Annotated in this window: 15 protein-coding genes; 7 read left to right on the top strand and 8 right to left on the bottom strand. The window is 34.1% G+C overall.

The window, feature by feature from the left end:
- Positions 1-75 precede the first annotated feature (75 nt).
- Positions 76-1,365 carry a fumarylacetoacetase gene (gene fahA / locus Q0845_RS14595; RefSeq protein WP_298514573.1) on the bottom strand — a complete coding sequence of 430 codons (1,290 nt, stop codon included), beginning with the start codon at positions 1,363-1,365 and terminating at the stop codon, positions 76-78.
- 122 nt (positions 1,366-1,487) lie between these two features.
- Here fahA and glyA point away from each other — a divergent pair, with 122 nt between their 5' ends.
- Entirely contained in the window at positions 1,488-2,762 is a 1,275-nt protein-coding gene (glyA, locus tag Q0845_RS14590; RefSeq protein ID WP_298514571.1) for a serine hydroxymethyltransferase, read from the top strand.
- An 81-nt stretch (positions 2,763-2,843) separates the two neighbouring features.
- Positions 2,844-4,556, top strand: coding sequence for an FG-GAP-like repeat-containing protein (locus Q0845_RS14585; RefSeq protein ID WP_298514569.1), 1,713 nt, complete (start codon positions 2,844-2,846; stop codon positions 4,554-4,556).
- Positions 4,557-4,563: 7 nt separating this feature from the next.
- Here the strand turns inward: Q0845_RS14585 and Q0845_RS14580 are convergent, their stop codons facing one another.
- The 7 genes from Q0845_RS14580 to Q0845_RS14550 form a co-directional block, all read right to left on the bottom strand.
- Positions 4,564-4,941 (bottom strand): hypothetical protein, encoded by a 378-nt coding sequence (locus Q0845_RS14580; protein WP_298514567.1) that lies wholly within the window; start codon positions 4,939-4,941, stop codon positions 4,564-4,566.
- A 138-nt stretch (positions 4,942-5,079) separates the two neighbouring features.
- Positions 5,080-6,654, bottom strand: a complete 1,575-nt coding sequence (locus Q0845_RS14575) for a hypothetical protein (RefSeq protein WP_298514564.1) — start codon at positions 6,652-6,654, stop codon at positions 5,080-5,082.
- 117 nt (positions 6,655-6,771) lie between these two features.
- On the bottom strand, positions 6,772-8,523 hold the full coding sequence (locus tag Q0845_RS14570) for a LytTR family DNA-binding domain-containing protein (protein WP_298514562.1): 1,752 nt from the start codon (positions 8,521-8,523) through the stop codon (positions 6,772-6,774).
- Between the two features lie 80 nt (positions 8,524-8,603).
- A complete protein-coding gene (locus Q0845_RS14565) occupies positions 8,604-9,431 on the bottom strand; it encodes a carboxypeptidase-like regulatory domain-containing protein (protein ID WP_298514559.1) in 828 nt (275 codons plus the stop codon).
- A gap of 10 nt (positions 9,432-9,441) precedes the next feature.
- Positions 9,442-10,305 (bottom strand): carboxypeptidase-like regulatory domain-containing protein, encoded by an 864-nt coding sequence (locus tag Q0845_RS14560; RefSeq protein WP_298514556.1) that lies wholly within the window; start codon positions 10,303-10,305, stop codon positions 9,442-9,444.
- A 10-nt stretch (positions 10,306-10,315) separates the two neighbouring features.
- Positions 10,316-11,158 (bottom strand): carboxypeptidase-like regulatory domain-containing protein, encoded by an 843-nt coding sequence (locus Q0845_RS14555; RefSeq protein ID WP_298514554.1) that lies wholly within the window; start codon positions 11,156-11,158, stop codon positions 10,316-10,318.
- 163 nt (positions 11,159-11,321) lie between these two features.
- On the bottom strand, positions 11,322-11,603 hold the full coding sequence (locus tag Q0845_RS14550; protein WP_298514551.1) for a hypothetical protein: 282 nt from the start codon (positions 11,601-11,603) through the stop codon (positions 11,322-11,324).
- 229 nt (positions 11,604-11,832) lie between these two features.
- Here Q0845_RS14550 and Q0845_RS14545 point away from each other — a divergent pair, with 229 nt between their 5' ends.
- From Q0845_RS14545 to Q0845_RS14525, 5 genes are all read left to right on the top strand, one after another.
- Complete coding sequence (locus tag Q0845_RS14545) at positions 11,833-12,609, top strand: hypothetical protein (RefSeq protein ID WP_298514549.1); 777 nt, start codon at positions 11,833-11,835, stop codon at positions 12,607-12,609.
- 132 nt (positions 12,610-12,741) lie between these two features.
- Positions 12,742-13,284 carry a hypothetical protein gene (locus tag Q0845_RS14540; protein WP_298514547.1) on the top strand — a complete coding sequence of 181 codons (543 nt, stop codon included), beginning with the start codon at positions 12,742-12,744 and terminating at the stop codon, positions 13,282-13,284.
- Positions 13,251-14,045: an ATP-binding protein gene (locus Q0845_RS14535; RefSeq protein ID WP_298514545.1), complete on the top strand. Its 795-nt coding sequence runs from the start codon at positions 13,251-13,253 to the stop codon at positions 14,043-14,045. The genes Q0845_RS14540 and Q0845_RS14535 overlap by 34 nt, the downstream gene beginning before the upstream one ends.
- Positions 14,042-14,692 (top strand): response regulator transcription factor, encoded by a 651-nt coding sequence (locus Q0845_RS14530; RefSeq protein WP_298514543.1) that lies wholly within the window; start codon positions 14,042-14,044, stop codon positions 14,690-14,692. The genes Q0845_RS14535 and Q0845_RS14530 overlap by 4 nt, the downstream gene beginning before the upstream one ends.
- 306 nt (positions 14,693-14,998) lie before the next feature.
- Positions 14,999-15,886 (top strand): aldose 1-epimerase, encoded by an 888-nt coding sequence (locus Q0845_RS14525; protein WP_298514540.1) that lies wholly within the window; start codon positions 14,999-15,001, stop codon positions 15,884-15,886.
- Positions 15,887-15,890 lie beyond the last annotated feature (4 nt).

Raw genomic sequence — 15,890 nt, 5'->3', positions numbered from 1 at the left:
TAGTTGAAAAGGTGTAAAATCAAAAAGACCAGACATTTAGTCTGGTCTTTTAAAAATAATATTGTGTTAAAAGAATTATTTCTTCTTCGGTTCAAAAACAGGCAATAATTTTGAAGTCACTTCTCCAAAACCAATACGCACATGCTCATTTTTACAATGTCCGCGCATCGTTACCGTGTCACCATCATTGATAAATGTACGTTCAGAACCATCATTTAATTTCACAGGATTTTTTCCTGCCCAAGATAATTCTAACATAGAACCGTACGAATCAGGCGTTTTTCCAGAAAGTGTTCCACTTCCCATCATATCACCAGAATTTACAGGACAACCATTTACGGTGTGGTGCGTTAGTTGCTGCGCCATATTCCAATACATATATTTAAAGTTAGAACGCGAAACAATCGTTTCTTCACCATTCTCTGGCGTAATTCCAACTTCTAAATGTACATCATAGCTTTTCTTTCCCGTGTATTGTAAATACTCTAATTGTGGTTTTAACGGCTTTGGTGTTTCAACTCTAAATGGTTCTAAAGCATCCATCGTTACAATCCAAGCAGAAATTGAAGAAGCAAAACTTTTTCCTAAGAAAGGGCCTAATGGCACATATTCCCACTTTTGAATATCGCGCGCACTCCAATCATTGAATAATACGACTCCAAAAATATAATCTTCTGCTTCATCAATAGGAATTGGTTCTCCTAAATGATTGGCATCTGTAGTGATAAACGCCATTTCTAATTCAAAGTCAACACGTTTTGAAGGACCAAATATAGGCGCATCTGCTCCAGCTGGCAAAGTTTGCCCTTGTGGACGGTGAATTGGAATTCCTGAAGGAATAATAGAAGAACTTCTTCCATGGTATCCAACTGGGACATGAAGCCAGTTTGGCATCAATGCGTTTTCTTTTCCTCTAAACATGACACCAACGTTGGTAGCGTGTTCAATACTAGAGTAAAAATCTGTATAATCACCAATTTGCACAGGCAATTGCATTTCTATTTCATCTAAAGTAAAAATAATGGTATTTCTATGTTCAGCATTGTCACGTAAACTGGCATTATCAGCATCAAAAATGTCTCCAATGCGATTACGTACCAAACGCCATGTTTTCTTTCCGTCAGAGATAAAATCATTTAAACTATCCTGAAGAAAAATATCGTCTGTTAATGGAATTCCATCAAAGTATCCTAATTGGTGCAAAGCGCCTAAATCAATGGCATAGTCACCAATTCGGGTTCCGATCGTAATCACGTCATCTCTAGTAAGAAAAACTCCAAATGGTATATTTTGAACTGGAAAATCACTATTGTCAGGGACTTCTAGCCAAGTTCTTCGGTTGGGATTATTGGTTGTATCTGGCATAGTTGTGTGGAATATTTATAATTTTAAAAATTTTGTTATATCTATTCAAATATATGAGTTTTCTATATGAGTTATGGAATCTAAATCATATTTTTGGTTTTTATTAACATAGAGTCAAAATAATGCAACGCGACGAACAAATTTTTGAATTAATTCAAGCAGAAAAAGAGAGACAAATTGAAGGATTAGAGTTAATCGCTTCGGAGAATTTTACAAGTGAACAAGTCATGGAAGCTGTAGGTTCTGTATTAACTAATAAGTATGCAGAAGGCTATCCAGGGAAACGCTATTACGGCGGCTGTGAAGTCGTTGATGAGGTAGAAACTATCGCCATTGAACGTGCAAAAGCATTGTTTGGTGCTGCGTATGCAAATGTACAACCGCATAGTGGAAGTCAGGCAAATACAGCAGTTTTTGCAGCATGTTTGAAGCCTGGAGATAAGATTTTAGGATTCGACTTGTCTCACGGAGGTCACTTAACACATGGTTCTCCAGTAAACTTTTCAGGAAAATTATATACGCCAACTTTCTACGGAGTAGAGAAGGAGACTGGTGTATTAAATTATGATAAGATTCAAGAAATTGCAACGAAAGAACAACCAAAAATGATCATTGCTGGTGCGTCTGCATATTCAAGAGATATTGACTTTAAACGTTTCCGTGAAATTGCTGATAGTGTGGATGCATTATTGTTAGCAGATATTTCGCATCCAGCAGGATTGATTGCAAAAGGAATTTTAAACGATCCAATTCCGCATTGTCATATTGTAACTACAACGACACATAAAACTTTACGTGGACCACGTGGAGGATTAATTTTGATGGGGAAAGATTTTCCAAATCCTTTCGGAATTACATTAAAGAACGGAAAATTGCGTAAAATGTCTTCCATGTTAGATGGTGCAGTATTCCCAGGAAATCAAGGTGGACCTTTAGAGCATGTTATTGCCGGAAAAGCAATTGCTTTTGGAGAAGCATTAACCGATGAATTTATGCACTATATTTTGCAAGTTCAAAAAAATGCACAAGCAATGGCAGAAGCATTTGTAGCAAAAGGATATAATATTATCTCTGGAGGAACTGACAATCACATGATGTTGATAGATCTACGTAACAAAAACATCACAGGAAAAGAAGCTGAAAAAGCTTTAGGTGTTGCCGATATTACGGTGAATAAAAACATGGTTCCTTTTGATGATAAAAGTCCATTTGTAACTTCTGGAATTCGTGTTGGTACGGCAGCGATTACCACTAGAGGTTTAAAAGAAGACGATATGGCATTGATTGTAGAATATATTGATGAAGCCATTACAAATTTTGAAGACGAAGGAAAATTAGAAAACATTGCATTCAAAGTAAATACAATGATGTCTGATAAACCTTTATTTCAAGCATAATTCATAAAAAATAAACAATCGTGTAATTTTTTAACATAAAATTAAGATTTATTATATTTGCTTCTATCAAAAGTTGCAGATATGAAAAATTACACGATTGTACTCTTATCTTTTCTATATTTTCCCCTTGTACACGCGCAAATACTTTTTGAAGAAAAAGCGATTGAATTAGGGATCAACATCACAGGAAGCTTTAGCACACAACTTGGAGGCGTTAGTTTTTATGACTACGATAATGATGGTTGGGACGATATTACTTTTGCGAGTAAAGGGAACTTTCCGGTTCGATTTTTTAAAAACAATTCAGGCACTTTTGTAGAAGAAACTTTTAATATGACTGTTACGGGACATTCGAAACAGGTATTATGGGTTGATTATGATAATGATGGCGATAACGATTTGTTTGTAGCACGTTTGGATGGCGCAAATAAATTATACAATAATGACGGAAGCTTTAATTTTACAGATGTTTCCCTTGCTGCGGGAATTCCCACGACTATATTATTTACATACGGCGCTTCTTTTGGAGATTATGACAACGATGGCGATTTAGATTTGTTTTTGAGCAATAAAGACGATGCTAAAATCATTCCGAATAAATTATACAGAAATAATGGTGACGGAACATTTACAGATGTTTCACTCATTGCAGGCATTAGTAATGTAGGTCATTTATCGTTCTGTTCTTCTTTTTTTGATTATGACAATGATGGATATTTAGACATCTACATTTCAAACGATCGTTTTGCAAACACCAATATTTTATATAAAAATAACGGAAATGGTACGTTTACAGATGTAAGTGCGTCTTCTGGAGCTGGTGTTGCGGCAAATGCGATGTCTACTACGATTGACGATTATAATTATGATGGTTATTTGGATATTTATGTAACCAATACTGTAGAAGGAAATCATTTATTAAAAAATAATGGCGACGGTACTTTTACAGATATCGCTTCAACTTCAGGGACTATTTTTAATAGTATTGGTTGGGGCGCAAATTTCTTTGATGCAGACAATGACACAGATTTAGATTTGTATGTGTGCAGCATGATCAATAATACAGCCTCTGGCTTGTTGACTTCTGGTTTTTATGAGTGCAATGCTATAGACAATTATACAATTCCGACATCGGCAGGCTTTACCAACGATACGTTTACAAGTTTTTCCAATGCCATTGGAGACATTAACAATGATGGTTATCAAGATTTTGTCGTGGTAAATCAAGCACCAGAAAATCATGCGTTATGGAGAAATGCTGGTGGTACAAATAACTGGCTGAAAGTAAAGTTGGAAGGTACAACGAGCAATAAAGCTGGAATTGGCGCAAAGATAAAAGCGACGGTTAATGGACAAGAGATGTACAGATATATTCTGTGCGGGGAAGCTTTTTTAGGACAGAATTCGGCAACAGAAATTTTTGGCTTGGGAACAGACACAACTATAGATATGCTAGAAATTTTCTGGCCAAGCGGATTGGTAGATACATTGAATAATGTTTCAGCAAATCAGACTATGACCATTATAGAAGGAAGCACTTTGAGTATAAACGAAGAAAACGCCGAACAATTCAGCGTTTTCCCAAATCCTGCATCGGATTATATTATGATAGCTACCACAGTTTCTGAACCGTATACGGTGACAGTTTTTGATAGTTTGGGAAGAAAAGTGTTTGTTCAAAAAGAACAAAACGGTCAAACAAAATTGGACGTTTCTTCACTTTCTAGTGGATTGTTCTTTGTAGAAATTCGCACCACAACTACCAAAACTGTACAAAAAGTGGTAATTCAGTAATTTCTTCTTATCCTAACGGATGAATACTTAAAAAGCGTAATACTGTTAATACTAGCAATGCTATACCAACAATTACTTTAAAAGGCATCAACGTTTTAGAAATTTTTACGAGCGTATCTCCAATTTTTGGTACTTGACTCAGTACGTGTGTTAATAATAATACACCGGCAGCCATCGCAAGTATATTGAAAATTAAATGATCAAAATGAAGTAGGTAGTAAATTCCCAATCCTAAAATACCACCACCAATCATAGTTGTAAAAGGCATGAGTTTTTTTGCAATATCATTAAAGAAGTTGCTTTCTCCATCTAGTTTGTCTAGTGCTGTTAATCCTAGTAAGATTCCGGCAGCTAAACAGGCAATCTTAAAAATAATCTCAATCATGTCGTTAATTTTTGTGTTTAATTATTCTTTGTTTCGTTAATAAGTTCTCCTAAATATACGTATAAAAAAAGAATCATAAAATAGCGAACTATATTTATGATTCTTTTCGGTGTATTGTATGTTTTTTAGCTGAATGTATTAATCGTCCCCAAAAGGAGCATTATTATACGCGCCTACATCCGAAGGATTTGTTCTAGGATTGCCTAGAAGATCACTTTGAACTGCAGGAATAGCTGATGTATTTCCAATACCAATGGCGGCTGAGTTTTCTCCAATATTGAATTCGCCAGTATCTGTATTTTTAAAGTCAATTGTATTTGAATTCATAACCAATGAAATATTTTCAAAGTTATCCATAGTTGGATCATTGAAGTTATATAAAGGATCATTGAGAAAACGATCATTAAAGTCATCAAACTTAATCAAACAGTTTTTAAAGTTATATTCTAATAAAATAGAAGAATCATTTTCAACTTGATTGAATAGTAGTTCAATGCTATTATTTCCATCAATAATACAATTAGAAAAATTCGCTTGTTCTAAATCTGCCGTAAACACAGTTCCGTTACCAAGATCCAAGAAATTATCTATTAAAACAGTTGGAACTGTTCTAAAACTATTACTCCAGTAGTTTGCAAACGTACAATGTCTGAATGTATATTTTCCACCTAAATTCAAATATAAAGAAGCTTGTCCTGCACTTCCAATAACTGAGTTATTCGCTTCTACATGTCCTGTACGCGCTAATAAACCTACGGTAGCACTGTTGTATATTTTAGAATTGTTAAAGGTTAGAGTCGGATTGTCTGGATCATCACTATTTTCTGTTAAGATTCCTACCGAAGCGTTCTTTATGGTTGCATAATTGATATTGTTATTTGTACTTCCATCGGTAAGCCAAATCGTTCCCCATTGTCCTGGAACATTCGCAAAACTAGGTTCCAAACGATCGCCTTCAAAAATAACTTCGTTTTCAAGATCTTCCGTTGTACTTAATGTTCCATTGACTTGTAACGAACCTAAATTTCCAACGATGAGACCCGAATTTGCATGAAAATGCACACGTGCGCCAGCATCAATATTTAAAACTTGATTTTGTCCTACGGCCGCATATCCATAAATAACATACGGTTTTTCATTGGTCCAGTTCAATTCAGAATCTTCTAAAAAGAAACCTTCTACGCGTGATTCATTGCCTTCTTCATCTACACCAAGTAATAAAGTTTCAATCGTACCATCGTCAAATTGTTGTGGATAAAGAAAAACAGCATCTTGTACAAGTGTTACCAATTCTACTTTTTGCTCATTACTTCCAGTATCAAACTGAATGGCATCTGTATATAAAAATTGATTCCCACCAGAAAAATCGTTGATATCTAAGGTTGTTTCCACAAAAACAAACATACTGTCATTCGCTAATAATTCTATGTCTTGAAATACTTTTCCAGCAATTCCATCCACATTTAAGCGATATCTTGAATTTTCTCCTTCGCCCAATTGAATGGTTGGAATGCGAATATCTTCATCACTTCGGTTGTATACTTTTAAATTGTACGTACTAGAACCAATATTAGTAAAAACAGTGTCTAAATACACTGTATCTTTTGAAAATTGAAGTTGTCCAGAGCTTGGTACAGTTACAAAGTCCTTTCGGCAAGAACTCCAAAGTATGATGGTAGTCAGAATTAAAAACGTGTATAAAAGTTTCTTCATTGTGGTATTTTAATTGTCGTATGTCTTGTGCAGACATAGTTAGCTGTAAAAATATAACTTTTTGAAGTTCTTATTATTGTTTCGGAAGATTAATTTTCTTTGAATTCCTAGAAAGAATTAAGAAACTACATTTTTTTTGAACGTTCTTGAGATTGGAATTTCAATATCTGGCTGTATGTACAAAACGGTTCCGCTAATGGACTTTATTTTGTTTTTATTCACAATATAAGAACGATGCGTTTTAATGAAATTTGGAGGCAATTGTTCGGCAATTTCACTTAACGTACTTCGATCGACAATTGTTTTTTCGGCAGTATGCACTTCTACATAATTTCGATCTGATTTTATATACGTAATATCATCTAAATATACTTTTTGCTTGTTGTGCAGTAAAATGCTTTTGCGTGCTACTTTTTGTGCGATGATTTCTTTTTCCTTTTCAACTTCTATTTTTTCCTTCGCGCTCGATTTGTACTTTTTATACACAAAAACTAACAAGGCTAATAAACCAATACTCAATATAGAAAGCAGTACGAAGTTATTCTCTAAAAATGATACAGAGTCGTTCAAACTTGTGTTTTCATCTTGTAAATTTTCAACTTCTTCACGATACTTTACAATATTCACAAAGGCTTCTTTTTGATTTTCTATGATATTTCTATTGATATTGTTCGCATAGGTTTGATATTGAATACTTTTGTCTTTATCAGCCGTTGTATAATGCTTTGCCAATACATCATAGGTAAAATATAAATAGTCCAAAAACTGTGTCGTATCAACCTTTGCCAAGTTTTCTTCTAGTCGTGAAGCATAATAATTGGCAGAATCTTTTGCTTTTGTTTTGATGGAATAATCCAATAGAAAATTATGCACATTTAAGGAAACAAACGCACGATTGGTTGCATACGCAATAGGTTTAAACTTTAGTGTATAGTTTCTGTAGCTTTCTAAATTGTTGGTCGATTTTGCAATCTCGCACAATTGCTCATATTTTGAGAATACAATATTTTTTGGCAGAGAATCGCTAATGGCTAGCAGAATCTCTTCACTTTTTGCATAGCTTGTTTCATGAATGTAAAACTTTGCCAAATAGAGTCGTGTAAACATTAAAATGTTCAGAATGTCATGTTTCTCCATAAACTTTTCGGCAATAAGTGCTTTTTTTATCAATGGTCTTACATCTTCCGCTTTTATCGGTCGCGGAATTAGCTGATATGACAAATCGAGCTCTGTAACTTTTGCTGCTGCAACGAGATACGGATCTTTTGATTTTTCGGCAAAAATGGCTTCTTGTTTGTTGTAGTTTAGTGCTTTCCCAATTTCTTTTCGATTTCTGTGTAATAATGAAGTTCTGCTTAAGACTTCCGTAATCAGATCGTACTTTTCGGAACCTTCTAAATCTTTGAGAATTTGTTTGTACATCACCAAAATACTATCTGAACTTGCATCTTTATGGCGAATTAAATACGAAGCATGTCTGAGTTTATTTATGACATATACTTCATTCAAATTTGACACATTGTTGGTTTCTGCAACGAAAAATAGTTCTTTGTATAAATTAGAAACACGTGCAGTATCGTTCTTTATCAGCGCATTTAGTATTTGCGCTTGCATGCCTTGTAGTTGAAGCACAGGACTTTTGGCACGTTTGGCATATTTTAAAGCAGAATCTGCATATTGTAGTTGTGCTTTATAATCTTTGGTGAAATCTGACTTTTCAGAAAGCTTAAAGTATTCCTGACTTTTCACAGAATCATTATCCGTTTCTTGAATTTTTTGCAGTGTTTCTTCAATATTTATGTTAACTGGCGCTTGACACAGAGAAGACTGTACAATAAAAAGAATTATGGGGAAGATTATTTTTTTCACAGATAAAAGTCACATTTAATACGCATAAATGTAGCCATTCTTAAGAAGAAAACATAGTTTGTTAACAGAATAATTGGTGCCTATTCTTTCTTATTTTTTGAAGCTTTTTTTGGTTTTATTTTTTTTAAACTTTCTTTTAAAGAAGTAATAATTGACTTCTTTTTTTCTTGATTAGTTGTAAGTTTATCTCCATCTATAGCAATCGCAGCTCCCGCAACACCACTAAGTTTTACAGCTTGTCCAGCCACAACTATAACTTCTTCTAAAGGTTCTCCTGGCTTCAAAATTACCTTGTAGACTGTTTTATCTGCTAATATTTTTACTTCTTGACTTTCACAACCTACATAGCTTACCAATAGAATATCTCCAACAGTCACTTGTAGTGAAAAGTTTCCATCAAAATCTGTGGAAGTCTTTGTATTGGTTCCGTTTATTTGAATTGTTGCGCCAGGAAAAGGTATTTTAGTTTCGTCCAAAATGATTCCTGTGATGGAGAGTGTATCTTTTTGAATCTTCTTTTTAGCTTTTCTATCGAGAGAACCTATATGCAATCGGGTAAAGTTATACGTATCCAATTGCTCCGTTTTTGTAACCTTTTCAGTCATTTTGGGTTTGCCTTGCGAAAATACAGTCATCGGTAACAGTAATGTTGCAGCATAGGATAACCAATGATTGCGTTTCTTCCGGTCTGCAATTAGTTTTCTATTGAGTTGTGTAGTCTGAAAGCGTCCACATAAGTTTCCATGATTGCTAAAATGATTGATAATTTCTTCATCACTTTTTGCGGTAAAATCAACGACTTCTTTGGTACAGACTTTACAAAACCTACCTTTTTCAGTCGGAGACATTTTGTTCCAATCTTCATGACAAGGTTCAGGAATTTTTACGATAAGTTCAGGATGTTTCATACATAGAAGATTAGTTATTGTTAGCTTGTTTTTCTGCTTTTCTAGCAGCACGTTCTGCACGACGTTGCGCGCGTTTCTCTTTCCATTTTTTTCTTTGAAACTCGAAATAGTTTTTAGTACGTTCTTTAAGCACTTTCGCTTCTGCAGTTTCAATATGGGTTGAAGGATACGAAGTAGTATCACAACTACGATAACCGCCAACTACCACAACTTCTAGCAATGCATTTTCATCTGGAATCATCTCAATTTTATATTCAGAGACATCCGCTAGTATTTTAATTTCCTTCGTTTTATAACCAACATAATCAACTACTAAAATGTCTCCAGAAGTTACTTTTATTGAAAATATTCCGTCAAAATCGGTAGCTTTTCCTGTAGTAGTTCCTTTTACAATTACGGTAGCAGCCGGAAGTGGTATTCCAGAATCATCGTGTACAGTGCCAATTACTGTCATAGTTTTTGTAGACTTCTCTTTTTGAGCAATTGGTTTTGTTCTGTTGAGTGCGCTTATATGTAGTGTTTTAAATTTTAAGGTATCTAATTGCTCTGTTTTAGAAGTTTTCTTTTCAGCAGACTTTGTTTGTTGTGAAAACAAAGTCATCGGAAGCAATAATGTTGCTGCATACGATAACCAATGATTCCGTTTTTTTCTATCGGCAATGAGTTTTCTATTCAATTGCGAAGCATAAAAACGACCGCAAGCATTTCCATGATTGTTGACATGTGTTATAATTTCTTCATCACTTTTGCTTGTAAAATCGATTACTTCTTTTGTACACGCTTTACAGAATCGTCCTTTTTCTGTAGGAGACATGTTTTTCCAGTTTTCATGGCAAGGTTCAGCAATTTGGACAATCAGATTAGAATCTTTCATAACTAGAAGATTAGTGGTTATTTTTAGTTTGTCTCTCTTCACGGCGTTTTGCACGCTTGTCTAACCATTTCTTTCTTTGAAACGCAAAATAATTCTGAGTACGTTGCTCACGTTCATTAATTTCTTCTGGAGTTTTTGAATATGATTTCTTAGTGAATTTACTTCGATATCGTTCATTAGGTCCTGCTGTGACAACTTTGCCAAGAAAATCACATGAGGTGCCATCGAGTTGGACATTTATAATTGATTCTTTAATCTTTATAGTTTTCGAATTAAAACCAACATACGCAAAAACTAACTGATCTTTTTTACGTGCTTTTATTTTATAATTTCCATCAAAATCTGCTGTTGTTCCATTTCCTGTTCCTTTAATAAATATGGAAGCTCCAGGAAGTGGCAATCCACTATCATCTGTAATAGTACCATTTACAGTGATAGAATCATTTTGCACATTGGTATTTCGATTTGTTTTTCTATCGAGTGAACTTATCTTTAATGATTTAAAACCAGACGTATCTATTTGTTCTGTATTGGTAGTTTTTTGCTCAGAGATTTTTGTTTCTTGTGAGAATAAAGTCATTGGCAATAGGAGTGAAGCTGCATACGACAACCAATGATTTCGTTTTTTTCTATCGGCAATCAGTGTTCTATTGAGTTGTGAGCCATGGAAACGCCCACAAATATTTCCGTTATTAGATAAGTAGCGTAATACTTCTTCGTCAGATTTTGCAGTAAAATCTACAACTTCTTTAGTGCAGACTTGACAAAACTTGCCTTTTTCAGTAGGAGACATTTTGTTCCAATCTTCATGACAAGGCTCAGGAATTTTCACTATAAGTTCAGGATGCTTCATGATGGTTCGCTTTTAAATTCAATTCAAAAAAAGCACATATCCTATAATAAAGAAACCAACAATGAGTAAACAGGCGTTTTGGGTGAGTAAACTTTCAGTCATAAAAAAACTCCTTTACTTCATAGCGAAATAAAGGAATTCATTACGTATTAATTTTGAATGATTAGAGTTCTTTCACGATAAAGTTAGAACTACTCGCAACAGGTGTAAGCACACCACCAGCATCTTGAAATACTTGTAGCGTAAAACCATTTGTATATGGATATAACATATAAGTTAATCCAGGAATTTGTTGCGTTGGAGATACAACTACTGAAGCTCCGGCCGCAACATTTCCATTATAACTTACAGTATACTTTTGCTGTCCAGAATCGTATTGACATGAAAAGTTGTTATTACTTGTAATTTGACCACTAGAAGTGATCGTTCCGCAATAAGTTGACATAATTTTAAGGTTTTAAATGATTAATAATTGTTAGTTTTTTTATCAATTAGTTTTTGACGTCATTACTAATAAATTGATATGGTTCAAAATTAGTATGCTGACTAAAGATATAAAAGATAGCTTTTACTTGAACTATATTACGTATTTTAAGAATGTAAATACGTAGAAATACTTATTTTTAATTTTCTTGTTTTCAATACTTTAGTGTTAAATTTAAAAACAATTAATTATGGCTTTAGAACCAATTAACAATTATGACCTAACTCCTTTTGGTCTTGTAGACGAATATGCAAAATCATGGCAAAAAGTAAATGATTTAAAAGCATTTTTATTTCACCGAAATGATATTGAATGTATTTTGGATGAAAAACAAGCCGTTGCTGTACGTTTTTATATGGGAATTAAAGAAGATGGAGATACTAAATGTCCTGATATGATAGTCGTCGGAGTGAATGAAAGTAATAGAGACATTATTTCTTTACTTCCAAAGGATTCAGGAATCGGACCAGAAAACGAAATCAGAACGGGAATTTATGATTTTACCATGCCTTGTCCGCGAACCTGTGATACAAGTAGTTATTTGTATTCTAATACTGGTCCGGGAATTATTGGAACCGAAAATTGTGCACCACGTGATGGTGATAGAACGCCAAGTACCGATGATAAATGTAATATTGAAGGATTTCAAATAACAGTTGCAGATGCCAGAACATCAACACTAGCTTGGCAAACATTGTTCAATTTAAAATCGGTACTATTTAAAAAAGAAGATTTAGTCGAAATATACAAACAACTTGGAACAGACGATATTCGTGTATATTTTGGTTTAGATGAAGAAGGAAACGAACGCATTATTCTTGTAGGCGTAAATGAAGAAGGATTTGATATTTTTCCTGAAGATGCAGATGGAAAAATTGAAGAAATGTATGTAAATAGTACTTCGCTCTGCACCAAAAATTCTATAACAACCTGTGCTGTAGATAGTCCGTTATATCATGAAGAATAATTGTATATGTATCTGCTTTCCAAATCTGCTTTATTTTCTATTTTAAACATTGCACAGTTGTTTATTTTGTTACCGTTAATCACTATCGTTTTTCGGTACAAACGCTTCAATACAACGTTTAAATTAATTGCATTGTTACTGGTTAGCGCAGGAATTTTTGCGCTGATAGGAAATATTTTGCACCGACAAGCCATCAATAATATGGTGATTTCACATTTGTATACCATTGTAGAATATATCTGTTGGAGTTTCATATATATGCGATTGTTTGATAATAAACTGGTTAAAAAACTAATTGTAAGTTCTATATTTTTAGTCATCACATTTTCCATTATCAATATATTCTTATGGCAACCATTAGATGTATATAATTCGTATAGCAAAACTGTGGAAAGCGCATTTTTACTATGTTTCGCAATCGGTTGGTTTTACAAAATCTTTGTAGACCAATCGATTCGACGTTTGGAAACACATCCTGTTTTTTGGATCAATGCCGCAGTTTTAATCTACTTTTCAGGCGCTTTTTTATTATTTGTGACGAATAATTTTTTGTTGGAAATTCCGCTTATTGAATATTTTGAAGCTTGGGCATTGCATGGGATATTCATTATGATTCATTATCTTTTCATCTCAATTGGTTTATGGCTACTGAAACACAAGAAGGAACTTCGTTAATACTATTTATTGGCATGTTAGGAATGTTTTTCCTAGCGCTTGCCATTGTAGGATTTGTTATTATTTACAGAAGACGTTTGCTCAAGCAGCAAATGAAATTGCAAGAACAGAAAATCATACATCAGCAACAATTATTACAGAGCGCTATCAAAATCCAAGATGAAGAACGTAAACGCTTTGCAGCAGATTTACACGATGAAATTGGTGGCGGAATTTCTACCATTTTGTTGAGTGTTGAACGCATCAAAAAAGAGCAAGCTGATCAACCAGAAATGGTTTTAAAATCACAAAATGTTCGCGATCAGCTGAATCATTTGCTAAAAAAAGTTCGCGAAATTTCATATAATATCATGCCGCCAACCTTGGAAGATTTTGGGTTGCATGAAGCCATTAGCGATTTGTGTTATTCTATTTCAGAATCGAGTAGTATAATTATAAATTATGAATGGAATGGAGACGAACAACGATTGGGCTTTTCTCAAGAACTCGCATTATATCGTATCATTCAAGAATTGCTAACAAACATTATCAAACATGCTGAAGCCACAAATATTGATATCACCATTGAAAATAATACAGAAAACTTCCAGTTACATTTAAAAGATAACGGAAAAGGATTCAACCCAGAAACGATTCAAAAAGGAGCAGGATTGCGAAATATATATGATCGCGCACAGATTATGGGTGCAGAATTAGTCGTTTCGGGAGTTATTGACGAAGGAACAATAATCCATCTTCATTTAAACAAAGAAAACACATGATAAACATCGCATTAGTAGACGATCATTTGCTCTTTAGAGAAGGAATTAAAGCCATTTTTCAAGATGAAAGTGACAAGGAAATTATACTAGAAGCTTCTGACGGACAGGAATTTTTGGACGCTTTACACAATGCTGTTGTTAAACCCGAAGTCGTACTATTGGACATTCGTATGCCCGTTTTGGATGGATATGAAACGGCAAAAATTATCTTGGAAAAATATCCAGACATGAAAATTGTCATTCTCACCATGCATCAAGAAGAACGCCACATTATTAAAATGATTGAATTGGGCGTGAATGGATATTTGATGAAAAATGCTAGTTCTGATGAGGTGATTGAATGCATTGAAAGTGTGTTGGAATACGATTATTATTTCAATAATAAAATTACGAATATCATGCGGAAAGTCATGATGTACAAAGGCAAGGGAACACCAACGACTGTCATACACGATTTATCAGAACGTGAACTAGAAGTGTTAGAATTGATCTGTAAAGAATATACCGCCAAAGAAATAGGTGAGCAGTTATTTATCAGTTTTCGCACGGTAGAAGGACATCGTAAAAATCTGCTGTCCAAACTCAATGTCCGCAATACTGCTGGCTTGGTAGTGTTTGCGTTAAAAAATGAAATTGTGAAGATTTGATTACTTTTTTTGAACTTCATAACGTCACTTCGAGTAATTCGTAAAAGCGAATTGTATCGAGAAGTACTCTGAAATCAAAATCATTATAAAATCAAAGTAGATCTCGATACTAAATTCTTAGCAGAATTTCACTCGATCTGACGTCTTTAAATTGAAAAATGTTTTTCTTAATCAGCAATCAGCAATCAGCAATCAGCAATCAGCAATCAGCAACCAACAAATCCGTACAAAAAAAGTCATTATTGTATGCGCTCAATACTGAGTTTCGTAGTATTTTCGATCTCGGATTTATAAAAGTATCACAGCGTGTTTCAAATACAAGAAAATAACCATCTTATCACCATTACAAGGACTAATAACAAATCAGCTGCTTCCATTAACTTGGTTGAAGGTGCACGATTGTTTGATGTTAGACTAAACGATCGAACTATCATTTCAGAATACGAGAATTTCCCGTACAATCATTCTTCAGCATCGGCGATTTTATTTCCTTTTGCCAATAGAATTGAAGACGGAACCTATACTTTTGAAGGTGAAACCTATCAAATTCCATGTAATGAAACAGCAAAAAACAATGCGATTCATGGATTGTTATACACACGAAAATTTGAACTTTTTGAAAAACAAGTCACTTCAGATGCAGCAATTGTAACGCTTCAATACATACATGATGGCACTTCGCAGGGATTTCCATTTCCGTTTGATTTCTTTGTTACGTATACACTCACAGAAACTACTTTAAATGTACAAATGAAAGTGGTCAACACAGGAATCAAAACATTTCCGTTTACGATTGGTTGGCATCCGTACTTTAATTCGGAAAACTTATATGAAAGCACGATCAATTTTAATTGTGAAGAAGAATACACTACAAGCGATGATAGAAGTTTGACTAATGGCACAACATCACATGAAATGCAAATGCCTTTTCAATTGAAAGATCATCCGTTTGATACAGCGTATAAAATGCTTGATGATACAATTGGATTCACAACACCAACGTATAAAGCAACGATTGTTGGAAATGCAATAAAAAACTTTGTACAGTTTTACACGCCAAAAGATAAAAGTATCATTGCTATAGAACCTACCGTTGGACTTTCCAATAGTTTTAACAATGGTATTGGTTTGCAAACATTGGAATCTGGTAAAACGTATGAAATAGCTTGGAATGTTGAGGTTGAAAAAATGTAAAATT

It is taken from the genome of uncultured Kordia sp., assembly GCF_947489565.1.
Classification (GTDB): Bacteria; Bacteroidota; Bacteroidia; order Flavobacteriales; family Flavobacteriaceae; genus Kordia.
This window is presented reverse-complemented; position numbering and strand designations above follow the sequence as displayed.